Origin of the sequence: Arthrobacter sp. UYEF3 (assembly GCF_040546245.1) — a bacterium.
In the GTDB taxonomy this organism is placed as follows: domain Bacteria; phylum Actinomycetota; class Actinomycetes; order Actinomycetales; family Micrococcaceae; genus Arthrobacter.
Window position 1 is genome coordinate 50,439 of the sequence record NZ_JBEPNK010000010.1, and the last position, 24,029, is coordinate 74,467.

Sequence of the window (24,029 nt, forward strand, 5' to 3'; positions counted from 1 at the left end):
TCTGATGGGCGGGAAGACGACGGCGGCGCCCCCACCGGGAAGGTGGGAGGCGCCGCCGTCGTCGGAGCTGGTCTGGAGCGTTCGCTAGATCTTGCGGGACAGGATTGCCTGCTTGACCTCGGCGATGGCCTGCGTGACCTGGATGCCGCGGGGGCACGCCTCGGTGCAGTTGAAGGTGGTGCGGCAGCGCCACACGCCTTCCTTGTCGTTGAGGATCTCCAGGCGCATGTCACCGGCGTCATCACGGGAATCGAAGATGAAGCGGTGCGCGTTGACGATCGCCGCCGGGCCGAAGTACTGGCCGTCGGTCCAGAACACCGGGCAGGACGAGGTGCACGCGGCGCACAGGATGCACTTGGTGGTGTCGTCGAACCGCTCGCGGTCCTCGGCGGACTGCAGGCGCTCCTTGGTGGGCTCGTGGCCCTTGTTGATCAGGAACGGCATAACTTCGCGGAAGGACTGGAAGAACGGCTCCATGTCCACGATCAGGTCCTTCTCCACCGGGAGGCCCTTGATCGGTTCCACCGTGATGGGCTTGGTGGTGTCCAGGTCCTTGAGCAGAGTCTTGCAGGCCAGGCGGTTGCGGCCGTTGATGCGCATGGCATCGGAGCCGCAGACGCCGTGGGCGCAGGAACGGCGGAAGGAAACGCTGCCGTCGATTTCCCACTTGATCTTGTGCAAGGCGTCCAGGATGCGGTCGGTGCCGAACATGGTGACGTGGAAATCGTCCCAGGTGGATTCGTCCGAGACCTCGGGGTTGTAGCGGCGCACCCGCAGGTGGACGTCGAAGGACGGGATCTCCCCGCCGCCGCCGACGCCGGCGGGCAGTTCGATCTTGGAGGCTGGCTCAGCAAGTTCAGCGGTCATCTTAGTACTTCCTCACCATCGGCTCGTAACGCGTAAAGACCACCGGTTTGGTGGCAAGTCGGATGCCCGCTGTTGTTTTTGCGGTTCCCGCAGTCCCATCCGCCGGAGCATGCTCATCCTTGTACGCCATGGAGTGCTTCATGAAATTTTCGTCATCACGCTCGGGGAAGTCCTCGCGGAAGTGTCCGCCGCGGGATTCCTCGCGGTGCAGGGCAGCCACGGTCATGACCTTGGCGAGCTCCAGCAGGAAGCCCAGCTCCACGGCCTCGAGCAGGTCCAGGTTGAAGCGCTTGCCCTTGTCCTGGACGCTGATGCGCTGGTAGCGCTCCTCGAAGGAGGCGATGTCCGTCAGGACCTGGTTCAGCGTGTCGGCGGTCCGGAACACCTGCATGTTGGCGTCCATGGTGTCCTGCAGTTCCTTGCGGATCAGGGCCACCTTTTCGGTGCCGTCCGAGGTGCGGACGTGGTCCAGCAGGTTCAGCGTGTACGCCTCGGGATCGGCGGGGAGTTCGACGTAGTCGGCGGTCTTGGCGTACTCCGCGGCGGCAATGCCGGCGCGCTTGCCGAAGACATTGATGTCCAGCAGCGAGTTAGTGCCAAGGCGGTTGGAACCGTGCACCGAGACGCAGGCGACCTCGCCGGCGGCGTACAGGCCCGGGATGACGGTGTCATTGTCCTGCAGGACCTCGGCGCTGATGTTGGTGGGGATGCCGCCCATGGCGTAGTGCGCCGTCGGGAACACCGGAACCGGCTCCGTATACGGCTCCACACCGAGGTAGGTGCGGGCGAACTCGGTGATGTCCGGCAGCTTGGCGTCGATGTGCGCCGGCTCGAGGTGGGTCAGGTCAAGGAGGACGTAGTCCTTGTTCGGGCCGCAGCCGCGGCCTTCCCGGACCTCATTGGCCATGGACCGGGCCACGATGTCGCGCGGGGCGAGGTCCTTAATGGTGGGGGCGTAGCGCTCCATGAAGCGCTCACCCTCGGAGTTGCGCAGGATGGCACCCTCGCCGCGGGCGGCCTCGGACAGCAGGATGCCCAGGCCGGCCAGACCGGTCGGGTGGAACTGGAAGAACTCCATGTCCTCCAGCGGAATGCCGCGGCGGAACGCAATGCCCATGCCGTCACCGGTGAGGGTGTGGGCGTTGGAAGTGGTCTTGAAGACCTTGCCGGCACCGCCGGAGGCGAAGATCACGGACTTGGCCTGGAAGACGTGCAATTCACCGGAGGCGAGGTCATAGGACACGACGCCGGCAACGCGCTTCTGCTTGTACGGCGTGCCGTCCTCGCGGACCGCGTCTTCCTCGACGGTGAGGAGGTCCAGCACGTAGTACTCGTTGTAGAACTCCACGTTGTGCTTGACGCAGTTCTGGTACAGGGTCTGCAGGATCATGTGGCCGGTGCGGTCCGCGGCGTAGCAGGCACGGCGGACGGGCGCCTTGCCGTGGTCCCGGGTGTGGCCGCCGAAGCGGCGCTGGTCGATCCTGCCCTCGGGCGTGCGGTTGAACGGCAGGCCCATCTTTTCCAGGTCCAGGACGGCGTCGATCGCTTCCTTCGCCATGACCTCGGCGGCGTCCTGGTCCACCAGGTAGTCGCCGCCCTTGACGGTGTCGAAGGTGTGCCACTCCCAGTTGTCTTCCTCGACGTTGGCCAGGGCCGCACACATGCCGCCCTGGGCCGCGCCGGTGTGGGAGCGCGTGGGGTAAAGCTTGGTCAGTACTGCTGTTCGTGCGCGCTGACCGGATTCAATCGCGGCGCGCATGCCAGCGCCACCGGCGCCGACAATGACGACGTCGTACTTATGGACCTGCATACCAGATGCTCTTTCTCTCAAAATTCGCTGTAAAACACCGCCGGCATAGCCTGCGCAGTGAGATCTCGTGATCCTGTCCCGCGCGGGCTGGCAAGGATCAACGCCCGGGGAGCCGGACCGCTACGGGGCGGGGCAGAACCCGCCGGGCAGCTGTACACCGTCGACCACGGGGCACGGATTGAAGGTGAAAATCACCATGGTGCCCAGGATGACGATCGCTGCGGCGGCCGCGTAGAGCACGATCTTCAGCCAGAGACGCGTCGCGTCCTTTTCGGCGTAGTCATTGATGATGGTGCGCACGCCGTTGGTGCCGTGCAGCATGGCGAGCCACAGCATGGCGAGGTCCCAGACCTGCCAGAACGGGTCGGCCCACTTGCCGGCGACGAAGCCGAAGTCGATTGCGTGGATGCCTTCACCAACCAGCAGGTTGACGGTCAGGTGGCCAAAAATAAGGACCACGAGGACTACGCCGGAAAGCCGCATGAACAGCCATGCCAGCATTTCGAAGTTGCCCTTGGAGCCGCCGCTGCGGCGGTACTGCGGCGCGATCTTGCCGCCGGTGGCCTTTCCGCTGCTGCTCCGCGGGCTCTGAATCTGCGTTGCACTCATGGCTAGTGACCTCCGAGGGCGAGGGACAGGTGGCGGATGGAGAAGCCGACCATGACGACGACCCAGAGCGCCAGGACCGTCCACAGCATCTGGCGCTGGTACTTGGCGCCCTTCTTCCAGAAGTCGACGGCGATGATCCGCAGGCCGTTAAAGGCGTGGAACACAATCGCTGCGACAAGGCCCGTTTCACCCAGGGCCATAAGGGGGTTCTTGTAGGCGCCAATCACAGCGGTGTAGGCCTCGGGGGAGACACGCACCAATGAGGTGTCCAGCACGTGGACCAACAAGAAGAAAAAGATCACTACACCGGTAATGCGGTGTCCAACCCAGGACCACATGCCTTCACGGCCGCGGTACAAGGTGCCAGCTGGTTTTGTCGGCACTGAATAAACCTCCCTGCAACACAGCGGCGCTGGCATGGGATCCACGCGGGGGGAACGCCTGCTGCGAGAGCACTCGTAAGCTCAAGCCTAAATCTAGGCTTCGCTCTCAGCTTATCCAATTCAGCGGGTGGTTGGTGACGCCCCCCCGCGCCGATTTTGGACGTTTTTGAGACGAACGCCACACCCGGCGGCCCCCGCAGCCGATACTGCGTCAGTGCCCCGCGTGTGCCCGTCAGTGCCCTCCGTGCACAAAAAGTGGGTACGGGAGGTGGTCGGCTAAAGTAACCGTGATGACTATTGACAAAGTACCCAGCCATAACTCACCCCAGGGCGCTGCGGCGGAGTCCCCGCTCGACCGTTTCGTTGCGGTGATTCCGGCAGGCGGTGTGGGGACCCGGCTCTGGCCGCTGTCCCGGGCCGCCGCCCCCAAGTTCCTGCACGACCTCACGGGGTCCGGCAGTACTTTGCTGCGCGCCACCTACGACCGGCTGGAACCGCTCGCCGGCAGCCGCGTACTGGTGGTGACCGGAACGGCGCACCGTGCCGCGGTGTGCAGCCAGCTGCCGGAAGTTCAGGAGTCTGATCTGGTGCTGGAGAGCGAGCCCAAGGATTCCGGGGCGGCCATCGGGCTCGCGGCCGCCATACTCTACGAGCGCGATCCGGACACCATCATGGGGTCGTTCGCGGCGGACCAGGTCATCAGCCCGGACAGGCTGTTCCAGGATGCCGTCCGAGAGGCCATCCACACCGCGGCCACCGGCAAGATCGTCACCATCGGCATCAAGCCAACCCACCCCTCCACCGGCTTCGGCTACATCCGCGCCGGCGACAAGCTCACCGTGGCCGGCGCCCCGAGCGCCCACACGGTGGTCGAGTTCGTCGAAAAGCCCAGCGAGGAAGTCGCCCAGCAGTATCTGGACAGCGGCGAGTATGTCTGGAACGCCGGCATGTTCGTCGCACCGGTCTCGCTCATGCTCAAGCACCTGGAAGCCAACCAGCCGGAGCTCTTCGCGGGCCTGCAGGAAATCGCCAAAGCCTGGGACACCCCGCTGCGCGACGAGGTGTCGGCCCGCGTCTGGCCCACCTTGCCCAAGATCGCCATTGACTACGCGGTCGCCGAGCCGGCCGCGGCCGCCGGGGACGTCGCCGTCGTCCCCGGCGCTTTCCGTTGGGACGACGTCGGTGACTTTGCTTCGGTGGGCCGGCTCAACAGCGCTAAGGAAGTTGACGACGTCACCGTGATCGGCGAGGGTGCCCGGGTGTTCACCGAAGACGCCAGCGGCGTGGTGGTCACCGACACCAAACGCGTGATTGCCCTGATCGGCATCAAGGACGTGGTGATCGTGGATACCCCGGACGCGCTGCTGGTGACCACCAAGGCGCATTCGCAGCGGGTCAAGGCAGCGGTCGACGCGCTCAAGGCCAGCGGCGACACGGACGTTCTTTAAGGCCGTAACCCGACGTCCGCGATGCCGCTATTTTATGGACTCTCGCTACAGTGATTGTGTGCGCAATTACACTACTGAAGCTGAACCGACGACGTTGGTGGGGCCGTGGCTGGAACCACTCCTGCCGGAGCTGATCGGCTTCCGCCGCGACCTCCATGCGCACCCCGAACTGTCCTTCAAGGAATTCCGCACCACGGACAAGCTGGCCCAACGGCTCGAGGCCGCCGGGCTCAAGCCGCGCCGGCTCGAGGGCACCGGGCTGACCGTGGATGTGGGCGAGGGGCCCATCGCCACCGCCCTCCGCGGCGACATCGACGCCCTGCCCATCATCGAAGAAACCGGGCTGGAGTTCGCGTCCCGGAACCACGGCGTAACCCACGCCTGCGGCCACGATGTCCACACCACCACGATGCTGGGCATCGCCCTGGTCCTGCAGCGGATGCATGAGTCCTCACCGCTTGGGGGTACGGTGCGGATCATCTTCCAGCCGGCCGAGGAGACCATGCCCGGCGGCGCGCACGCCTGCATCGAGCAGGGAGTGCTGGAGGGGGTGCCGAGGATCCTGGCGCTGCACTGCGATCCCCGGATCGACGTCGGCAAGATCGGCACCCGGATCGGTGCCATCACCTCGGCGTCGGACACCATCAAGATTGAACTGAGCGGCCGCGGCGGGCACACCTCACGCCCCCATCTGACCGAGGAACTTGTCTTCGCCTTGGCCCAGATCGCCGTCAACGTCCCGGCCGTGCTGTCCCGCCGCGTCGACGTGCGCAGCGGAGTGTCGGTGGTGTGGGGCCAGATTTCGGCAGGCTCGGCACCGAACGCCATCCCCGCGAGCGGCTACATGGCCGGGACCATGCGCTGCCTGGACCGGGACGCCTGGCACAGCGCGGGGGAGGTCCTCGACGAAGTCGTGCAGCAGATCGCGGCGCCCTACGGCGTCGACGTTCACCTCGAACACACCCGCGGAGTGCCCCCGGTAGTGAATTCGGAGCACGAAACTGCGCTGATCGAGGCCGCGGCCCGCGCCGAACTCGGCGAGAGTTCCGTTGTGCTGACGCCCCAGTCCATGGGCGGCGAAGACTTCGCCTGGTTCCTGGCCGACCTGCCGGGCGCAATGATGCGGCTCGGCACCAAGACCCCCGGCGGGGAAGAGTATGACCTGCACCGCGGCGACTACATCCTGGACGAACGTTCCCTGGGGCTGGGTATCCGCGTGCTCACCGCCGCCGCCCTGCGCACCATCCGGGACCTCCGCCTCCCGTAAGCCGCACCCCTGACCCGTAGTCCGGCCCGCGCGTAGCCGCATGCTGCGCGGACGTCCCAGCGGCGACGTTCGGCAAAATGGGTGTGCACAATTGAATTGTGGGCTAGTCTTCTTGGGTGACTGAAACCGAACCTCTCGACGCTTCCCGGCTCGACGCTCCGCGGCTGAAGCGCCAGGTGTGCTTTGCCATGTATGCGGCGTCGCGGGCCGCCACCGCCGCATATCGGCCCATGCTTGACGAGCTGGGCCTGACCTACCCCCAATACCTCGTGATGATCGTGCTTTGGGAGGACCAGCCCCGCAGTGTCCGGAATCTGGGCCAGGAACTCGGCCTGGATTCAGGAACTCTTTCGCCGCTGCTCAAGCGGCTCGAGTCGCTCGGTTTCGTGGAACGACGGCGGTCCGCCACGGATGAACGGCGCGTCGAGGTCTTCCTCACCGCGGCCGGCGCCGCCCTCAGCGCGCGCGCCACCGCGATCCCGCAGCGACTCGCCGACGCCGCCGGCCTGTCGGCCGCCGAACTCGACCAGCTGCGCGAGACACTGGGCCGGCTCACGGCCGCCCTGCATTCCACCCGCTGACCACTGCACTGTGTGCCGTCCCTTGCGGCACTGCGCTCCGGCTCTCCCCGGCCCCCACCAAAAGACTTCCCACTAAAAGACCGCCCACTAGAACGGAACACCTTGAAAACTCTCTACACCGCCGAAGCACTGGCCTCCGGCGACGGACGTGACGGCATCGCCCAAAGCAGCGACGGCAAACTCGCCGTCAGCCTCGCCAGCCCGGTGGAACTTGGCGGCACCGGCGAAGGTACGAACCCGGAGCAGCTCTTCGCTGCCGGCTACGCGGCCTGCTTCCACTCGGCCCTGCGCCTCGTCGGCCGCCAGGAACGCGCCGACCTGACGGACTCGGCGGTTGCCGCCAAGATTCACTTCGGTGCGCTGGAGGAGGGGGCGGGCTACGGCCTCGGCGCCGAACTCGAGATCGCCTTGCCGGCCGTGGACCGTCAGACCGCCGAGGCGCTGGTCGCCAAGGCGCACCAGATCTGCCCGTATTCCAACGCCACCCGGGGCAACATCACCGTGGACATCAAGATCCTGGAGGTCGCCGCGTGAGCACCCACACCGAAAACAGCGCCCTGCCCGCCACCACCCGGGAAATCCAGCTCGCGTCCCGGCCGCACGGCCGGCCGGTGCCGGACAACTTCCGCCTCGCCGAGTCGCCGCTGCCGGAATTGCAGGACGGCCAGGTCCTGGTCCGCAACCTCTTCATCTCCGTGGATCCCTACATGCGTGGCCGGATGAACGATGTAAAGTCCTACTCCGCGCCGTTCGTCCTCGACGCCGCGCTCGACGGCGGGGCCGTCGGCGAGGTGATCGCCTCCCGCTCCGCGGGCCTCCTGGTGGGGGACACCGTCGTGCACGCCCTCGGCTGGCGCGAATACGCGGTGCTGGATGCCGGCGCGACGACGCCGGCGCGCACCGACCTGGCACCGGCGTCGGCGTTCCTCGGCGCGCTCGGGATGACCGGCCTGACGGCGTACACCGGGCTGCTCAAGATCGCCGAGTTCAAACCCGGCGACGCCGTGTTCGTCTCCGGAGCGGCCGGAGCCGTGGGCTCCCTCGTGGGACAGATCGCCAAGGCCAAGGGCGCCTCGCGAGTGATCGGCAGCGCCGGCACGCCGGAAAAGGTCGCACGGCTGCTGGACCTGGGCTTCGACGCCGCCTTCAACTACCACGACGGTCCCGTCCGTGAGCTGCTTCAACAGGCGGCGGGGGAGCACGGCATCGACGTCTACTTCGACAACGTCGGCGGCGAGCACCTGGAAGCAGCGCTGTCGGTGCTCAACGTCGGCGGCCGCGTCGCCCTGTGCGGCGCCATCGCGCAATACAACTCGACCGAAGCGCCGGCCGCACCCCGCAACCTCGCCATCGCCATCGGCAAGCAGCTGACCCTCCGCGGCTTCCTGGTCTTCAGTCAGCAGCAGCACGCTGCCGAGTTCGCCGGGCAGATGGCAGCCTGGCTTGCCGACGGCACGGTCCGCTACGACGAGACAATCGTGGACGGGCTGGAGAACGCGCCGCAGGCCTTCATGGACCTCCTCGATGGCGCCAACACCGGGAAGATGCTGGTCCGCCTCTAGTACCGGCCGGCCGCAACGGTCCTCAGGCCGGTACTGCCGCGCGCTCCGCAGACGCAGGGCCCCCAACTCACCGAGTTCGGGGCCCTGCGCGCGTTTCGGGAGGGTAGTGCCTCCGCTTGGTAACAAGTTCTCAACAATCTGGGAAACTGCTGTGAAGTGTGTTAGCCGACGTGTTCCAGGACACTAAAGTAACTGGCATCAGTGCGCTTCGGCGCAGTGCTGCGAATGCATCAGTGACAACAGTGTTTCGGGACAAGTTACCGTAAGCGGACACTCATTGAACTCCCGTCGTAGCGCCTACCCTTCCTGGAGGAACTTTGAAGAACTCACTGCGCGCAACCTTCAAGCGCGGTTCCATGGCTGGCGTCGCCACCGCGGGTGCGGCCGCCCTGCTGCTCACCGGCTGCGGGGCCGCCCCGTCCTCGTCCGGCGCCTCAGGTTCAGCGACCACATCGGACTACACCGCATGCATGGTGTCCGACTCCGGTGGATTCGACGACAAGTCGTTCAACCAGTCCGGCTACGAGGGCCTGCAGAGCGCCGTGAAGGACCTCGGCATCCAGGAGAAGCACGTCCAGTCCAAGGCCGACACGGACTACGACCCGAACCTTCGCTCCATGGTCCAGCAGGGCTGCAAGCTCACCGTGACCGTCGGCTTCCTGCTCGGCGACGCCACGAAGTCCAGCGCGACGGCCAACCCGAACAGCCACTTCGCCATCATCGACTACAACGACCCCACGTTCCCCAAGAACGTCAAGCCGATCGTCTATGACACGGCCCAGGCTGCCTTCCTGGCCGGCTACCTGGCAGCCGGCACCTCCAAGACCGGCAAGGTCGCCACCTTCGGCGGCATCAACATCCCGACCGTCACCATCTTCATGGACGGCTTTGCCGACGGCGTGAAGTACTACAACCAGAAGAAGAGCAAGAACGTCCAGCTCATCGGCTGGGACAAGGACAAGCAGGACGGCACCTTCGTCGGTGACTTCAAGCAGGTCGACAAGGGCAAGGTCCTGACCCAGGGCTTCCTGGACCAGGGCGCCGACATCGTCCTGCCCGTGGCCGGGCCCGTCGGAAGCGGCGCGGGCAGCGCGATCCTCGACGCCAAGTCCAAGGGCAAGGACGCCAAGCTCATCTGGGTCGACTCCGATGGCTACCTGACCGCCGCGGAATACAAGTCCGTGATCCTCTCCTCCGTCCAGAAGACCATGTCCACCGCGGTGGAGACGGTCATCAAGGACGACAAGGACGGCAAGTTCGACGCCGCACCGTACATCGGAACCCTCGAAAACGGCGGCGTGGCGCTGGCCCCGTTCCACGATCTCGATTCCGCTGTGCCGGCAGACCTGAAGAGCGAACTGGACCAGCTCAAGAAGGACATCATCTCCGGCAACGTCAAGGTCGAGTCGAAGTCCAGCCCGACCAAGTAAACACAAAACCGCGGGGCGCGCTGCCCTTCCGCCGTTACCTCGGCCGAAGGGCAGCGCGTTCTGTTTTGCTGGCAACGTCCCGCCAGCAGTGACTTGCAGGCACCTTTTTTGCCTGCAGCCTGCCCTGCCTAGGAACCACCCGTGACACTAGGCTGGGATTACCCGCTGCCCTGCCGCCGACAGCGCGCCGGCGCAGATCCATCACACACAGATTGGTTGGGGTTTTGAAACTCGAACTGAAAGGGATCACGAAGCGATTCGGGTCCCTGGTAGCCAATGACCACATCGATTTGGTCGTCGAACCGGGGCAGGTGCACTGCCTGCTGGGAGAAAACGGCGCAGGGAAATCCACCCTGATGAACGTGCTCTACGGCCTGTACGACCCGACCGAGGGTGAAATCCTGGTCGACGACAAGCCCGTCGTTTTTAAGGACCCCGGCGAGGCGATGGCTGCCGGGATCGGCATGGTCCACCAACACTTCATGCTCATCCCGGTCTTCACCGTGGCTGAGAACGTGGCGCTGGGCAACGAGACGACCAAAGCCGCCGGCCTGCTCAACCTGGAAGCTACGCGCGAGAAGATCCGCCGGATCTCGGACCAGTACGGGTTCGACGTCGATCCCGACGCCATGGTGGAGGACCTGCCCGTCGGCGTCCAGCAGCGCGTCGAGATCATCAAGGCCCTGGTTCGTGATGCCGAGATGCTCATCCTGGACGAACCCACCGCGGTGTTGACGCCGCAGGAGACCGATGAACTCCTCGACATCATCCGTCAGCTGAAACGGGACGGTAAGTCGATCGTCTTCATCTCCCACAAACTGCGTGAGGTCAAGGCCATTTCGGACACCATCACGGTTATCCGCCGCGGCAAGGTGGTCGGTCAGGCCGACCCCACGGCCTCTCCCACCGAGCTGGCCTCCGCCATGGTGGGCCGCACCGTGAGCCTGACCCTCGACAAGGCGCCGGCCAAAACCGGTGAGGTGACCTTCAAGGTCCGCAACCTGACCGTGACGGACCACAACGGCCAACACGTCGTCGATGACCTGTCGTTCGACATCGCCAAGGGTGAAGTGCTGGCCATCGCCGGGGTGCAGGGCAACGGCCAGACGGAACTGACCGAGGCGATCCTGGGCGTGCAGCCGCACGTGGCCGGATCCATCACCCTCGACGGCGAGGAACTGCTGGGCAAAAGCGTCAAGCATGTCCTCGGTGCCGGCGTGGGCTTCGTCCCCGAGGACCGCACCCTCGACGGGCTCGTCGGCACGTTCACCATCTCCGAGAACATGATCCTCGACCTCTACGACCAGGCGCCCTTCGCGCGCGGTGTGGGCATGAAGCCCGGCGTGATCGCGGAGAACGCCGCCAAGAAGGTCGAGGAATTCGACGTCCGCACCCCGTCCGTGTCGGCCGCGGTGGGCACCCTCTCCGGCGGCAACCAGCAGAAGGTCGTCCTGGCCCGCGAGCTCTCGCGTCCGCTGCGCTTGTTTATCGCCTCCCAGCCCACCCGCGGGCTCGACGTCGGATCGATCGAGTTTGTGCACAAGCGCGTCATCGCCGAACGTGACCACGGAACGCCTGTCATGATCGTCTCCACCGAACTGGACGAAGTGATGCAGCTGGCCGACCGGATCGCGGTGCTCTACCGTGGACGGCTGGTGGGGATCGTACCCGCCACCACGTCCCGCGACGTGCTGGGCCTGATGATGGCCGGCGTCCCGGCCGCAGAAGCCGAAGCCAGCGCCTCCGCCCACGCCCACAGCGGCACGACGACGGCGGCGGTACCGGAGCCTGCCGGCCACGAAGGAGAATCCCGTGTCTGAGAAGACAACCCCGGAGCCGCAGGCCCCGGGCCACAACGACGCGGCAGAGTCCACGGAAACCCGGGTACCCGGCGGCACCACCTCCGAGGCTGCGGCCTCCGACGTCGTTCTTGACACCGCCGGCGGCCAGATGCCGCCTTCCGCCGTTCCGGCGGCGACCCAGCGGCGCGGCCGGGACCGGGACGGCGGCGGGTCCGTGCTGCATCAGATCTTCACCGGCAACGCTATGGTGTCCGTGCTCTCCGTGCTGCTCGCCATCGTGCTCGGCGGCATCCTGATGGCCGTGACCAACCCCAAGGTCGCGGCCGCCGCGGGCTACTTCTTCGCGCAGCCCGGGGACCTCCTGACCGAAGTCATCCGTCCGTACACCGCGCTGGTGCAGGGTTCCATCTTCAACTGGGCCGGCGCAGACCTGGGCGCGCAGCTGTACCCGATCACCGAGACCCTCACCGTCTCCACCCCGCTGATCTGCGCCGGGCTGGGCGTCGCCTTGGCGTTCCGCGCCGGCCTGTTCAACATCGGTGCGCAAGGGCAGATCATCTTCGGCGCGCTCTTTGGCGCCTACGCCGGCTTTGCGTGGCACCTGCCGATCGGCCTGCACCTGCTGGTCGTTATCGTGGCCGGCCTGGTCGGCGGCGCGGTCTGGGGCGGCGTCGTCGGCCTGCTGAAGGCACGCACCGGGGCGCATGAGGTGATCGTGACGATCATGCTCAACTACATCGCCAACTTCCTCCTGCTGTTCCTGCTCACCACGCCGGCTTACCAGCGCAAGGGTTCCACCAACCCGATCTCCCCGTTCCTGGATTCCACCGCGTTGTTCCCCGAACTGCTCGGACCGCAGTTCCGCCTGCATGCAGGCTTCCTGGCCGCGATCGTGGCCACCGTCTTCGTCTGGTGGCTGCTGAACCGCTCCACGATCGGTTTTGAGTTCCGGGCCGTCGGCGCGAACCCCAACGCGGCCCGCACCGCCGGCATCAACGTTGCCCGCAGCACCATCCTGGTGATGGCGATCGCCGGTGCGTTGGCAGGGCTGGCCGGTGTGGCCCAGGTGTCCGGCACGGAAAAGTACCTTTCCGGCGGCGTCGCCGCCTCCATCGGTTTTGATGCCATCACGGTGGCGCTGCTGGGACGCTCGACGCCGTGGGGAACCTTCTTCGCGGGCCTGCTGTTCGGCGCCTTCCGCGCCGGCGGCGTGGCCATGCAGGCCCAGACTCAGACGCCGATCGACATTGTGCTCGTTATCCAGTCCCTCATCGTGCTGTTCATCGCAGCACCGCCGCTGGTCCGTGCGATATTCGGACTCAACCCCCGTAAGAAGAAAACCACCACGGGTGGGACCGCTGGTTCGCGTACCGGCGGCGTTAAGAGCGGAGCGGCAGCATGAGCGCCACAACACAATCTCCCGCCAGCAAGCAGCCGGGCCCCGGAAAGGGAACCGGCAACATTCCCGGCGACGGCCGGACCGGCGCGCCGGCAAGCGCAACGGAACTGGTGAGCTGGAAAGCCGGCGTCGGACTGGGCCTGCTGGCCATCCTCGGTACCGGACTGTTCGGGTTCCTGGCCAACACCAAATCGGCAGGGTTCCGGATCGCCGAGGCGCGCGACCCCAACGCCTCCTCCGCGGCGGCGTGGATCACCCTGGCCGTGGCGCTGGCTGCCGCCGCCTACGTCGGCTACCGCTGGATCAACCAGCGGCGCGACGGCGGGGCAGTGGACCGTTGGATCCCTGCCACCACCATCGCCGCCGTCGTCGTTCTGGGCCTGGCCGCCCTGGGCGTCGCCCGGGTGGAGAAGATCACCGTGCCTTCGATGGCGCTGGGCTGGATCTGCTCCGTCCTACTGCTCGCACTGGCCGGGTACGCCTGCTTCCTAACCGTGCAGCGGAGGCGCACCCCGGGATGGCTGGGCGGTATTTTCGCGGTGGTCTTCCTGATCGGGTTCATGATCTGGATCGTCGCGGGCGGCCGTGACCCCGAGCCGTCCATTTCCCTCGGCGGACTGATGGCCGGTGCCGTGACCCTCGCCGTGCCCCTGGTGTTCGGCTCGCTGTCAGGTGTGCTGTGCGAACGGGCCGGCGTGGTCAACATCGCCATCGAGGGCCAACTCCTGCTCGGCGCCTTCTCCGCCGCCGTCGTCGCCACCGTGACCGGCAACGTCTATCTCGGGCTCATCTCCGCGGCCGTCGCCGGCGCCCTCGTGTCCCTGGTCCTGGCCGTGGTGAGCATCAAATACCTCGTCAACCAGATCATCGTCGGCGTCGTGCTGAACGTCCTAATCAGCGGACTCACCAGCTTCCTGTTCTCCACCCTGCTCACGGCGAACCCGGAGCAGCTGAACAAGCCCGGCCGGCTCCAGGCGGTCGATATCCCGTTCCTCGCCGACATCCCGATCATCGGACCCATCCTGTTCCGCCAGTCCCTGGTCGGCTACCTCATGTACGTGGCCGTGATCGTGGTCTACGTCGGGCTGTTCCACACCAAGTGGGGCCTGCGGGTGCGTGCCGTCGGCGAACACCCCCAGGCGGCGGACACGGTGGGCATCAACGTCAACCGGACCCGCTTCATCAACGTCCTCATGGGCGGCGCCATCGCCGGAATTGGCGGCTCTTTCTTCACCCTGGTGTCGGTGGACGCGTTCAGCAAGGACATGTCCGGGGGTCGAGGCTACATCGCACTTGCCGCCATGATCTTCGGGCGCTGGAACCCCATCGGGGCGTTCCTGGCCGCGCTGCTGTTCGGCTTCGCCGACAACCTGCAGAGCATCATCACCATCATCGGCTCGCCCGTGCCCAGCCAGTTCATGGCGATGCTGCCGTACGCCCTGACCGTCATCGCGGTGGCCGGCCTGGTGGGACGGTCCAGGCCGCCTGCCGCCGACGGCATACCGTACGTCAAGGGGTGAGGAAGGTGACCGAAATCAATGATCCCGGCGCGCCCGGTGCTGCCGGTGCTGCCGGTGCTGACGGGGGCACCGGTCCCGGCGTCGACTGGGCCGCCCTGGAGGCGGCCGCCGTCGCGGCGGTGAAAAACGCGTACGCCCCATATTCGAAGTTCGCGGTGGGGGCGGCGGCCCTCACCGCGGACGGCCGGATCGTGAGCGGCTGCAACGTCGAGAACGCCAGCTACGGGCTCACACTATGTGCCGAATGCGTGCTGGTCGGCAACCTGCAGATGACCGGCGGCGGCCTGCTGCGCGCCTTCTACTGCGTGGACGCTGACGGCTCCGTGCTGATGCCGTGCGGACGCTGCCGGCAGCTGCTGTACGAATTCCGGGCCCCCGACCTGGAGCTCATGACCACCCGCGGCATCAAAACGATGGACCAAGTGCTTCCCGACGCATTTGGCCCCGAAAACCTGGAGGAGACCCCGTGACACAGACCAGCAGCCACACTCCCGCCGGTAACGCGGAAGCGTTCGACGCCGTCGACATCATCCGCGTCAAGCGGGACAAGGGCGTGCTCAGCGCCGCCCAGATCGACTGGACGATCGATGCCTACACGCGCGGCACCATCGCCGAGGAACAGATGGCGGCCCTCAACATGGCCATCCTGCTCAACGGGATGGACCGGGCCGAAATCTCCCGCTGGACCGCCGCGATGATCGCCTCCGGCGAGAGGATGGACTTCTCCAGCCTGCGCCGGCCTGACGGCGGCGTGAAAGCCACCACGGACAAGCACTCCACCGGCGGCGTCGGGGACAAGATCACCCTTCCGCTGGCCCCGCTGGTGGCCGTGTTCGGCGTCGCCGTCCCGCAGCTGTCCGGCCGCGGCCTCGGCCACACCGGCGGCACGCTGGACAAACTCGAAGCGATCCCGGGCTGGCGCGCGGCGCTGAGCAACGCGGAAATGCTGGCCCAGCTGCAGGACGTGGGAGCCGTCATCTGTGCCGCGGGCGCCGGGCTGGCCCCCGCGGACAAGAAGCTCTACGCGCTGCGGGACGTGACCGGCACGGTTGAAGCCATCCCGCTGATCGCCTCCTCGATCATGAGCAAGAAGATCGCCGAGGGCACCGGATCGCTGGTCCTGGACGTCAAGGTAGGCAGCGGAGCGTTCATGAAGGATGAGGCGCGGGCCCGGGAACTGGCCGAGACCATGGTGGCGCTGGGCAAGGACGCCGGGGTCAACACGGTGGCGCTCCTGACGAACATGGACACGCCGCTGGGCCTGACCGCGGGCAACGCGATCGAGGTCGAGGAATCCGTGGCGGTCCTCGCCGGCGGGGGCCCGGAAGACGTCGTCGAACTCACCGTCCGGCTGGCCGAAGAGATGCTCGCCGGTGCCGGAATCCACGACGCCGATCCGCGCGCCGCGCTCAAGGACGGCCGCGCCATGGACGTCTGGAACCGGATGATCGAGGCGCAGGGCGGTGATCCGCGAGCCAAGCTCCCGGTTGCCAGGGAATCCGAGACCCTCTACGCGCCGGCCGACGGCGTGCTGGTGGAACTCGACGCCATGGCCGTGGGCGTCGCGGCCTGGCGCCTCGGCGCCGGACGCGCCCGCAAGGAGGACCAGGTCCAGGCCGGGGCCGGGGTGCGGATGCACGCCAAACCGGGCGCCACGGTCCGCGCCGGCGAGCCCTTGATGACCTTGCTGACGGACACCCCGGAGAGATTCGAGCGGGCCAAGGAAGCACTCGAACACGCCGCCGTGATCGCCCCCGAGGGCTCCCGCCCGGCGCAGCAACTCATCATCGACCGCATCGCTTAAACCCCGGTTGCCCTATCACTTGTGGTCCCCAAACCCCTGGTTTGACCGCCCCATATGATGGCGCAACCGGGTGGCGGCGGGCCGGGAAGTACACTGGCACCACCATTCCGGGAGAAACCGGGTTCCGCCGTGCGTTAGGAAACCGTGCAGGCAATCAACGACTTCATCCTGGCAGCCGCAGGCCAACCCTGGGTCCTGCTCCTCGTGTTCGCCTGCTGCCTGATCGACGGCTTTTTCCCGCCGGTCCCGAGCGAATCAGTAGTGGTTGGCCTGGCGGCCGTCGCCGCGACAGCCGATGTGCCCAACCCGGTCCTGCTGACCGTGGTGGCCGCCGCGGGCGCCTTTTCCGGGGACAACATCGCCTACCTGATCGGCCGTGCCACCGGAACCGGCCGCTGGGCCTGGATGCGCCGGCACCGGGCGCAGCGGGCCGTCCTTTGGGCCGGCGGCGAGCTCCGGAAACGGCCGGCGTCGCTGATCATGGTGGCGCGGTTCATCCCGATCGGACGGGTGGCCGTCAACCTGACGGCCGGCGCCACCAACTACCCGCACTCCAACTTCGTCGGGCTCACGGTGCTGTCCGCAATGCTGTGGTCCGGCTACTCTGTCGGCATCGGGCTGTTCTTCGGCCAGTGGTTCGACGACAACCACCTGCTGGGCGCCACCATCGCGATCATCTGCGCAATTTCCCTGGGCATCGCCGTCGACCTCGCCATCAGCAGGCTGCGCGGCAGGCTGCCGGAAGAGCTGGGAGCGGATCAGTCCGCGCCGCCGGCAGAGGGCTAAAATTCGTGCGGAGTGCGCCCGCACCGCCGGCGCCGCCACCCGCCGCAGTCATCATGTCGGGCGCGTAGCGCAGGACGCCCCGCGCGTGGGACACTTAGGTGCGATTCATGTCACGTCGGTGCGGTATGCCTGTGAGTTCTAAGCCCAGTCCATCCCGGGTACGTCCCGACCCTTCAGTTGTCTAGGAGCACAGCCGCGTGGAGTTCATTAATCAGGCCGTGCTCCATGCAGCCGGCCAGTGGTGGATTTACCCCCTGCTGCTGGCCTTCTTCTTCGTTGACGGCTTCGCCATGGTGCTCCCGAGTGAGACCCTGATCGTGGCACTCGCCGCCTACTCGCGGCACAGCGGTGAGCCCAACTTGTGGATCCTGGGTCTCACAGCCCTGGTCGGCGCCATTGCCGGTGACAACATGGCGTATCTGCTGGGGAGCAAAATCGGCCTCGAGCGATTCCGCTGGATGCGCAAACCCAAGGTCCAAAAAGTCTTCGGCTGGGCCCGCTACGAACTCGAAAAACGCGGCGCCGTGCTGATCTTCACGGCCCGCTACATTCCCTGGGGCCGGGTGGCCGTCAACTACGTCGCAGGCACTACGGGCTTTCCGCGCCGCCGGTTCTTCTTCCTGGACGCCTTCGCCTGCCTCACCTGGGTGATCTACTCGATCGGGATCGGAATCCTGGCCAGTTCCTTCCCCTGGCTGCACCACAACCCGCTCCTGAGCGCCGGGATCGCCGTCGTGTTCGCGATTATCCTCGGCGTGGCCATCGACCACACGCTGCGCTGGTGGCACAACCGCCTCGGGCGGCACGACGCCCCGGCGGCGGGGGACGAGACCGCGACGGACGAGACCGCGCCGGACGGCGGCGCGCCGGACGGTGGCGCGGTCCCGGCAGCCGGCCCCGCACGCAGCGCCCGGCCCGCGGACAGTGACGCGTCGCGCAAGTAGCGCACGGCGCCGTCCGACCCTATGGTTGGAACGTGACTGAGACTAATCCTGACGCTGCCCCCGACCTCGACTTCGACCTGAAGGGCCTCCCCAAGGTTTCCCTTCACGACCACTTGGACGGCGGACTGCGCCCCGCCACCATCATTGAGCTTGCCGAACAGGCCGGCCACACCCTGCCCTCCACCGACCCGGTCGCGCTGGGGGAGTGGTTCCGCGAATCCGCCGACTCCGGCTCGCTGGTTCGCTACCTCGAGACTTTCGACCACACCATCGCCGTCATGCAGACCAAGGAAGGCCTGTTCCGCGTCGCCAAGGAATTCGTCGAGGACCTCGCGGACGACGGCGTCGTCTACGGCGAGGTGCGTTGGGCCCCGGAGCAGCACCTGCAGCAGGGCCTGTCCCTGGACGACGCCGTTGAGGCTGTCCAGGCCGGACTCGACGCGGGCGTCGACGCCGTCGCCGAGACCGGCCGTGATATCCAGGTCGGCCAGCTGATCACGGCCATGCGCCACGCCGACCGCGGCCAGGAAATCGCCGAACTCGCCGTCCGGCACCGCAACAACGGTGCCGTGGGCTTCGACATTGCCGGCGCCGAGGACGGCTTCCTGCCCGCCCGCTTCAAGGACGCGTTCACCTACCTGGCCCAGCACAACTTCCCGGCAACGATCCATGCCGGCGAGGCCGCCGGCCTGGAGAGCATCCAGTCCGCGCTGGTGGACGGCCGGGCGCTGCGCCTGGGCCACGGCGTGCGGATCGCCGAAGACGTCACCGTCGAGTTCGAGGAGGACGGCGCCGCGGAGGCGGCCGACGTCGACTCAGACAGCGACGAAGTCGACGACAACATCGGGCTCGTGACCCTCGGCGAGCTCGCAAGCTGGGTCCGGGACCGGGGCATCGCACTAGAAATCTGCCCGTCCTCCAACCTGCAGACCGGCGCCATCGCCGGCTTCGGCGCGGGAATCGAAAGCCACCCCGTGGACATGCTCTACCAGCTTGGCTTCAACGTCACGATCAACACGGACAACCGGCTGATGAGCGGCGTGACCCTCACCGACGAGTTCGAACTGCTAGTGGAGACCTTCGATTACGACCTTGACGACCTGCTCGAGCTGACCCTGAACGCTGCCGAGGCCGCATTCCTGCCGCTGGAGGAAAAGGAAGCCCTGGTCGAGTACATCAACGAGGCTTACGCCGATCTTGGCTAACGACGCCAGCGCAGTGGACGCGCTCCTGGACGTGATTGCCCAGTTGCGCGTCCACTGCGCCTGGATGGGCGCCCTCAGCCACGAATCCCTTGTGGAATACCTCCTCGAGGAGGCCTTCGAAGTAGCCGAAACCATCGAGGCCGGCGGCGGCGACTCCGAGCTCCAGGTGGAACTCGGCGACGTCCTGTTGCAGGTGGTGCTGCACGCCCGGCTCGCCGAGGAGCGCGGCGCCTTCGACTTCGACGACGTCGCCCGGGGCCTGCGGGACAAGATGGTCCGGCGCAACCCGCACGTCTTCCGCCCCGACGGGTCCCTCCAGGATTCCTTCCCCGCCACATTGCAGCAGATCGTGCTGAGCTGGGACGCCGTCAAGAAGGCCGAGAAGCCCGAACACGGCGACCCGCTCGGGGGCGTGCCGGCCGCCCTGCCGGCGCTGGCCCGGGCACAGAAGATGCTGGACCGCGCGGCCCGCGCCGGGCTGCCGCCGGCCACCGAGCCTGCTTGGGACGCTGCGCGGGCCAGCGAGGAAGAACTCGGCGAGCTGCTGTTCGGCATTGTCGCGGCCGCCCGCCGCGACGGTCTGGACGCCGAACGCGCCCTGCGCGCGGCCAACCGGCGCTTCCAGCTCAACACCCCCCGCGGCCCCGGCACGCCGCCGCGGCGTCCGGGGACTGGATAGCCTGCCGTAACGTTGCCCGCTCTCGACTAGGCTAGAGGCGACGAGGACGTCGGTTTTCAGCTCGAACCACCGCTAGATTTCCGGCAGTCAGATTCCCAGCAGACCGCTTCACCCAAAGGAGCATATTCATGGCGCTTATCGATGCCATCCACGCCCGCGAGATCCTCGATTCCCGCGGCAACCCGACAGTAGAAGTTGAAGTTCTGCTCTCCGACGGCCAGATCGGCCGCGCAGCAGTCCCCTCCGGCGCTTCAACCGGCGAGCACGAGGCCGTGGAGCTCCGCGACGGCGACAAGAGCCGTTACCTGGGCAAGGGCGTCCAGAAGGCCGTCGACGCCGTCATCGACCAGATCGCGCCCGCGCTGATCGGCTTCGACGCGACCGACCAGCGCAGCATCGACCAGACCATGATCGACCTGGACGGCACCCCCAACAAGGGCAAGCTCGGCGCCAACGCGATCCTGGGCGTCTCCCTGGCTGTCGCCAACGCCGCGGCCGCCTCGGCCGACCTGCCGCTGTACAAGTACCTGGGCGGCCCGAACGCGCACGTCCTACCGGTGCCGCTGATGAACATCCTCAACGGCGGCTCGCACGCCGACTCGGATGTTGACATCCAGGAATTCATGGTTGTCCCGCTCGGCGCCGAAACCTTCTCCGAGGGCCTGCGCTGGGGCGTCGAGGTCTACCACGCGCTCAAGGCGGTGCTGCAGTCCAAGGGCCTGGCCACCGGCCTCGGCGACGAGGGCGGCTTCGCCCCGAACCTGCCGTCCAACCGCGCCGCCCTGGACTTGATCCAGGAAGCCATCAAGAACGCCGGCTACACCCCGGGCAAGGACATCGCGCTGGCTCTCGACGTCGCCTCCTCCGAGTTCTTCAAGGACGGCGCCTACCAGTTCGAAGGCAAGGCCCTCAGCTCCGCCGAGATGAGCGCATACTACGCGGAGCTGGTCGCCGACTACCCGCTGGTCTCGATCGAGGATCCGCTGGACGAGAACGATTGGGAAGGCTGGAAGACCCTCACCGATTCAATCGGCGACAAGGTCCAGATCGTGGGCGATGACCTGTTCGTCACGAACCCGGAGCGCCTGCAGACCGGCATCGATTCGAAGACCGCCAACTCGCTGCTGGTCAAGGTTAACCAGATCGGCTCGCTGACCGAAACGCTCGACGCCGTGTCCCTGGCCCAGCGCGCCGGTTACACCACCATCACCTCGCACCGCTCCGGCGAAACCGAGGACACCACGATTGCCGACATCGCGGTGGCCACCAACGCGGGCCAGATCAAGACCGGCGCCCCGGCCCGCTCCGAGCGCGTCGCCAAGTACAACCAGTTGCTGCGCATCGAGGAAGAGCTCGACGACGCCGCACGCTACGCCGGACGCAGCGCGTTCCCGCGTTTCAAGGGCTAATACCCGCAGAAAGCAGGGACCGGTGGCTATGGTGGAATGACCATGGCCACCGGCTCTGTTTTGGCCCGCTTTGAAGGAGTGACATGGCAACCCGCCGTCCCAAGGTTCCCCGGGCCGCCGCTGCGGCCTCGAATTCAGCGGCCACCGGCCAGGGGACAGCAGTCGACGGCGGCGACGTTATCAGGGCCGATTTCGGCGGCTCCCGGCGCGGGGGCGGGCCGGACACGCCGCCGGCACGCACCGACACGGCAGCTAACAAAGCCGATAACAAAGCCGCTAACAAAGCCGATAACAAAGCCGGGGACACCGGCGGGGCAGCGGAAGGCCTGGACCCGGTCCCGGCGAAGGCCTTCTCCGGCCGTATGCTGGCGCTGGCGCTGGTGATGGTCGCCATCACCATCATGCTGGCGCCCTCGGTCAAGATCTTCGTCGACAAACGCGCCGAGATCGCAGCGCTGCAGGCGGACATCTCGGCCAAGCAGGCGAAGCAGACGGACCTGAAGCGCCAGGTCTCGCGCTGGCAGGACCCGAACTACGTGAAGCAACAGGCCCGCGACCGGATTAACATGGTTATGCCCGGCGAAACCGGCTACTGGGTTTTCGGCAGCGATCTTCCCGCCGTGGCGAGCGGTGCCGGCGCGGCCGCAGGAACGGCCGCAGACCCGGCCAATCTGCCGTGGGTGGACACTCTCTGGGAGTCCATCAGGCGGTCGGCAACAGACTAGGAGCGGCGCCCGCCGCCGGATTACCGCAGCCCGGTAGTTCAACCAGGGCAGGAAGGTGCCGCGCCAGTGGACCAGAACCAGAGAAACGATCCCCGGGCGGATAACCCCGTCGAAGCCACCAGGGCCCTCGCGGGGGCGGATTCGCGCCGACCGTCGGCCCGGGATCTGGACGTGCTCAGCCGCCAGCTTGGCCGGCCGGTGCGGGACGTGGTAGAAATCCCTGCCCGCTGCGTCTGCGGCAACCCCCTGGTGGCGGCCACCTCGCCGCGGCTCAGCAACGGCACGCCGTTCCCCACCACCTTCTACCTGACCCACCCGGTCATCACCGCTGCCGTGTCCCGGCTGGAAGCGGCCGGGCTGATGAATGAGATGAACGAACGGCTCGGCGCCGACGCGCCGCTGGCGGACGACTACCGGTCAGCGCACGCTGCGTATCTGGTGGCCCGTGCCGAGATTGGAACCCGGTCCGGCATCGGCGCCGTGCCGGAGATCGACGGGATCTCCGCCGGCGGCATGCCCACGCGCGTCAAGTGCCTGCACGTCCTGGTGGGGCATTCGCTCGCGGCCGGGCCCGGCGTCAACCCGCTGGGAGACGAGGCCCTCACCGGCATCAGCCAGTGGTGGACGCGCGAGCGATGCTATTGCGACGGCGCCTGGGACACCGAAGGGGAGGCCCCCTCCCGGGACCTGAGCCGGCACGGCCCGCAGGGGCTTCCGGACATCGTCGGACGGCCGGCCCCGGTCCGGAAACCCCGCACCGACGGCCCCGAGGACGAGGCTGCTCTCGACACCGGCGTTGGGGACACCGGCACGGGAGCCGGCCGATGAGCCGAGTCGCCGCGATCGACTGCGGCACCAACTCCATCCGACTGCTCATCGCCGACGTGGTTACGCCCGTCGGCAGCGCGCCGAAGCTGACCGACGTCGTGCGTGAAATGCGCGTGGTCCGGCTCGGCCAGGGCGTCGACGCGACCGGCGAATTCGCCCAGGACGCACTGGACCGCACCCTTGAGGCCACCCGCGACTATGCCGAACTGATCCGCCGCCACGGCGCCGGGCAGGTCCGCTTCGTGGCTACCTCCGCCACCCGGGACGCCCGCAACCGGCAGGTCTTCATCGACGGCGTCCGCGAGCTGCTCGGCGTTGAACCCGAGGTGATCAGCGGAGACGAGGAAGCCGCGCTGTCCTTCGCCGGAGCAAGCAGCGTCCTTCCCTCGCGCGGCAAGGACCCGGTGCTGGTGGTGGACCTGGGCGGCGGCAGCACGGAGTTCGTGCTCGGCGACCAGGACGGGGTGATCGCCGCCAAGTCGGTCGACGTCGGCTGCGTTCGGATGACCGAACGGCACCTGGTGGACAACCCGCCGACGGCGGAGCAGATCGCTGCGGCGGAAGCCGATGTCGACGCCGCCATCAGCCGCGCGGCCCAGACGGTGCCGCTGGACCGTGCTACCGCCCTGATCGGCGTCGCGGGCTCGGTCACCACCATCACCGCCCATGCGCTGAAGCTGGCCGAGTACTCACCGGCGGCGATCCACGGCACGGAACTTGACCTGGCCACGGTGCGGGAAGCATGCACCTCCCTACTCGAAATGACCCGGGAGGACCGTGCCGCCCTGCCGTTCATGCATCCGGGTCGCGTAGACGTGATCGGCGCCGGCGGCCTTGTCTGGCGCAGGGTGCTGGAACGGATGGCGGCCGCCACGGACGGGCGGATCACGTCGGTGCTGACCAGCGAACACGATATTCTGGACGGGATTGCCCTGAGCATCAGCTAGCTTTTGCGCCAAGCCGCGGCGCCC

The 24,029-nt window shown here is 67.1% G+C and carries 23 protein-coding genes; 19 read left to right on the plus strand and 4 right to left on the minus strand.

Annotation, left to right across the window (positions count from 1 at the left end; translation table 11 throughout):
• Window positions 1–84 precede the first annotated feature (84 nt).
• The 4 genes from ABIB14_RS09195 to sdhC form a co-directional block, all read right to left on the minus strand.
• Complete coding sequence (locus ABIB14_RS09195) at window positions 85–867, minus strand: succinate dehydrogenase iron-sulfur subunit (RefSeq protein WP_354235573.1); 783 nt, start codon at window positions 865–867, stop codon at window positions 85–87.
• A 1-nt stretch (window position 868) separates the two neighbouring features.
• On the minus strand, window positions 869–2,677 hold the full coding sequence (gene sdhA / locus ABIB14_RS09200; RefSeq protein WP_354235574.1) for a succinate dehydrogenase flavoprotein subunit: 1,809 nt from the start codon (window positions 2,675–2,677) through the stop codon (window positions 869–871).
• A gap of 120 nt (window positions 2,678–2,797) precedes the next feature.
• The gene (locus ABIB14_RS09205) at window positions 2,798–3,286 is read right to left on the minus strand and encodes a succinate dehydrogenase hydrophobic membrane anchor subunit (RefSeq protein WP_354235575.1); all 489 of its coding nucleotides are present in this window, start codon (window positions 3,284–3,286) and stop codon (window positions 2,798–2,800) included.
• 2 nt (window positions 3,287–3,288) lie between these two features.
• A complete protein-coding gene (sdhC, locus tag ABIB14_RS09210; RefSeq protein WP_082576094.1) occupies window positions 3,289–3,669 on the minus strand; it encodes a succinate dehydrogenase, cytochrome b556 subunit in 381 nt (126 codons plus the stop codon).
• Window positions 3,670–3,959: 290 nt separating this feature from the next.
• On the opposite strand from sdhC, the gene ABIB14_RS09215 reads away from it, so the two are divergent.
• The 19 genes from ABIB14_RS09215 to ABIB14_RS09305 all read left to right on the plus strand — a co-directional run bounded on the left by ABIB14_RS09215 (window position 3,960) and on the right by ABIB14_RS09305 (window position 24,005).
• The gene (locus ABIB14_RS09215; protein WP_354235576.1) at window positions 3,960–5,117 is read left to right on the plus strand and encodes a mannose-1-phosphate guanylyltransferase; all 1,158 of its coding nucleotides are present in this window, start codon (window positions 3,960–3,962) and stop codon (window positions 5,115–5,117) included.
• Between the two features lie 58 nt (window positions 5,118–5,175).
• Window positions 5,176–6,384: an amidohydrolase gene (locus ABIB14_RS09220; RefSeq protein ID WP_354235577.1), complete on the plus strand. Its 1,209-nt coding sequence runs from the start codon at window positions 5,176–5,178 to the stop codon at window positions 6,382–6,384.
• Window positions 6,385–6,572: 188 nt separating this feature from the next.
• Window positions 6,573–6,965, plus strand: coding sequence for a MarR family winged helix-turn-helix transcriptional regulator (locus ABIB14_RS09225; protein WP_354235637.1), 393 nt, complete (start codon window positions 6,573–6,575; stop codon window positions 6,963–6,965).
• 102 nt (window positions 6,966–7,067) lie between these two features.
• Complete coding sequence (locus ABIB14_RS09230; RefSeq protein ID WP_354235578.1) at window positions 7,068–7,499, plus strand: organic hydroperoxide resistance protein; 432 nt, start codon at window positions 7,068–7,070, stop codon at window positions 7,497–7,499.
• The gene (locus ABIB14_RS09235; RefSeq protein ID WP_354235579.1) at window positions 7,496–8,527 is read left to right on the plus strand and encodes an NADP-dependent oxidoreductase; all 1,032 of its coding nucleotides are present in this window, start codon (window positions 7,496–7,498) and stop codon (window positions 8,525–8,527) included. Before ABIB14_RS09230 ends, ABIB14_RS09235 begins: the two co-directional genes overlap by 4 nt.
• Window positions 8,528–8,844: 317 nt before the next feature.
• Complete coding sequence (locus ABIB14_RS09240) at window positions 8,845–9,957, plus strand: BMP family lipoprotein (protein WP_354235580.1); 1,113 nt, start codon at window positions 8,845–8,847, stop codon at window positions 9,955–9,957.
• A gap of 224 nt (window positions 9,958–10,181) precedes the next feature.
• On the plus strand, window positions 10,182–11,777 hold the full coding sequence (locus ABIB14_RS09245) for an ABC transporter ATP-binding protein (protein WP_354235581.1): 1,596 nt from the start codon (window positions 10,182–10,184) through the stop codon (window positions 11,775–11,777).
• Complete coding sequence (locus tag ABIB14_RS09250) at window positions 11,770–13,161, plus strand: ABC transporter permease (protein WP_354235582.1); 1,392 nt, start codon at window positions 11,770–11,772, stop codon at window positions 13,159–13,161. The genes ABIB14_RS09245 and ABIB14_RS09250 overlap by 8 nt, the downstream gene beginning before the upstream one ends.
• The gene (locus tag ABIB14_RS09255; protein ID WP_354235583.1) at window positions 13,158–14,678 is read left to right on the plus strand and encodes an ABC transporter permease; all 1,521 of its coding nucleotides are present in this window, start codon (window positions 13,158–13,160) and stop codon (window positions 14,676–14,678) included. The genes ABIB14_RS09250 and ABIB14_RS09255 overlap by 4 nt, the downstream gene beginning before the upstream one ends.
• 14 nt (window positions 14,679–14,692) lie before the next feature.
• Complete coding sequence (locus ABIB14_RS09260) at window positions 14,693–15,148, plus strand: cytidine deaminase (protein WP_502909639.1); 456 nt, start codon at window positions 14,693–14,695, stop codon at window positions 15,146–15,148.
• A complete protein-coding gene (locus tag ABIB14_RS09265; RefSeq protein WP_354235585.1) occupies window positions 15,145–16,482 on the plus strand; it encodes a thymidine phosphorylase in 1,338 nt (445 codons plus the stop codon). The genes ABIB14_RS09260 and ABIB14_RS09265 overlap by 4 nt, the downstream gene beginning before the upstream one ends.
• A gap of 144 nt (window positions 16,483–16,626) precedes the next feature.
• On the plus strand, window positions 16,627–17,268 hold the full coding sequence (locus ABIB14_RS09270; protein WP_354235586.1) for a DedA family protein: 642 nt from the start codon (window positions 16,627–16,629) through the stop codon (window positions 17,266–17,268).
• 197 nt (window positions 17,269–17,465) lie between these two features.
• Complete coding sequence (locus ABIB14_RS09275; protein WP_354235587.1) at window positions 17,466–18,212, plus strand: DedA family protein; 747 nt, start codon at window positions 17,466–17,468, stop codon at window positions 18,210–18,212.
• 32 nt (window positions 18,213–18,244) lie between these two features.
• The gene (locus ABIB14_RS09280; protein ID WP_354235588.1) at window positions 18,245–19,417 is read left to right on the plus strand and encodes an adenosine deaminase; all 1,173 of its coding nucleotides are present in this window, start codon (window positions 18,245–18,247) and stop codon (window positions 19,415–19,417) included.
• 64 nt (window positions 19,418–19,481) lie between these two features.
• Window positions 19,482–20,096 (plus strand): MazG nucleotide pyrophosphohydrolase domain-containing protein, encoded by a 615-nt coding sequence (locus tag ABIB14_RS09285; protein ID WP_354235638.1) that lies wholly within the window; start codon window positions 19,482–19,484, stop codon window positions 20,094–20,096.
• A gap of 128 nt (window positions 20,097–20,224) precedes the next feature.
• Window positions 20,225–21,505 (plus strand): phosphopyruvate hydratase, encoded by a 1,281-nt coding sequence (gene eno / locus ABIB14_RS09290; RefSeq protein WP_354235589.1) that lies wholly within the window; start codon window positions 20,225–20,227, stop codon window positions 21,503–21,505.
• Window positions 21,506–21,588: 83 nt separating this feature from the next.
• Entirely contained in the window at window positions 21,589–22,230 is a 642-nt protein-coding gene (locus tag ABIB14_RS09295; protein WP_354235590.1) for an FtsB family cell division protein, read from the plus strand.
• Between the two features lie 165 nt (window positions 22,231–22,395).
• Window positions 22,396–23,058, plus strand: a complete 663-nt coding sequence (locus ABIB14_RS09300; RefSeq protein ID WP_354235639.1) for a DUF501 domain-containing protein — start codon at window positions 22,396–22,398, stop codon at window positions 23,056–23,058.
• Window positions 23,055–24,005, plus strand: coding sequence for a Ppx/GppA phosphatase family protein (locus ABIB14_RS09305; protein ID WP_354235591.1), 951 nt, complete (start codon window positions 23,055–23,057; stop codon window positions 24,003–24,005). The genes ABIB14_RS09300 and ABIB14_RS09305 overlap by 4 nt, the downstream gene beginning before the upstream one ends.
• Window positions 24,006–24,029 lie beyond the last annotated feature (24 nt).

Coding starts and splice junctions, on each gene's coding strand:
- ABIB14_RS09195 (WP_354235573.1), bottom strand. CDS start 867: ATGACCGCTGAACTTGCTGAGCCAGCCTCCAAGATCGAACTGCCCGCC.
- sdhA (WP_354235574.1), bottom strand. CDS start 2,677: ATGCAGGTCCATAAGTACGACGTCGTCATTGTCGGCGCCGGTGGCGCT.
- ABIB14_RS09205 (WP_354235575.1), bottom strand. CDS start 3,286: ATGAGTGCAACGCAGATTCAGAGCCCGCGGAGCAGCAGCGGAAAGGCC.
- ABIB14_RS09215 (WP_354235576.1), top strand. CDS start 3,960: ATGACTATTGACAAAGTACCCAGCCATAACTCACCCCAGGGCGCTGCG.
- ABIB14_RS09225 (WP_354235637.1), top strand. CDS start 6,573: ATGTATGCGGCGTCGCGGGCCGCCACCGCCGCATATCGGCCCATGCTT.
- ABIB14_RS09255 (WP_354235583.1), top strand. CDS start 13,158: ATGAGCGCCACAACACAATCTCCCGCCAGCAAGCAGCCGGGCCCCGGA.
- ABIB14_RS09285 (WP_354235638.1), top strand. CDS start 19,482: ATGGGCGCCCTCAGCCACGAATCCCTTGTGGAATACCTCCTCGAGGAG.
- eno (WP_354235589.1), top strand. CDS start 20,225: ATGGCGCTTATCGATGCCATCCACGCCCGCGAGATCCTCGATTCCCGC.
- ABIB14_RS09295 (WP_354235590.1), top strand. CDS start 21,589: ATGGCAACCCGCCGTCCCAAGGTTCCCCGGGCCGCCGCTGCGGCCTCG.
- ABIB14_RS09305 (WP_354235591.1), top strand. CDS start 23,055: ATGAGCCGAGTCGCCGCGATCGACTGCGGCACCAACTCCATCCGACTG.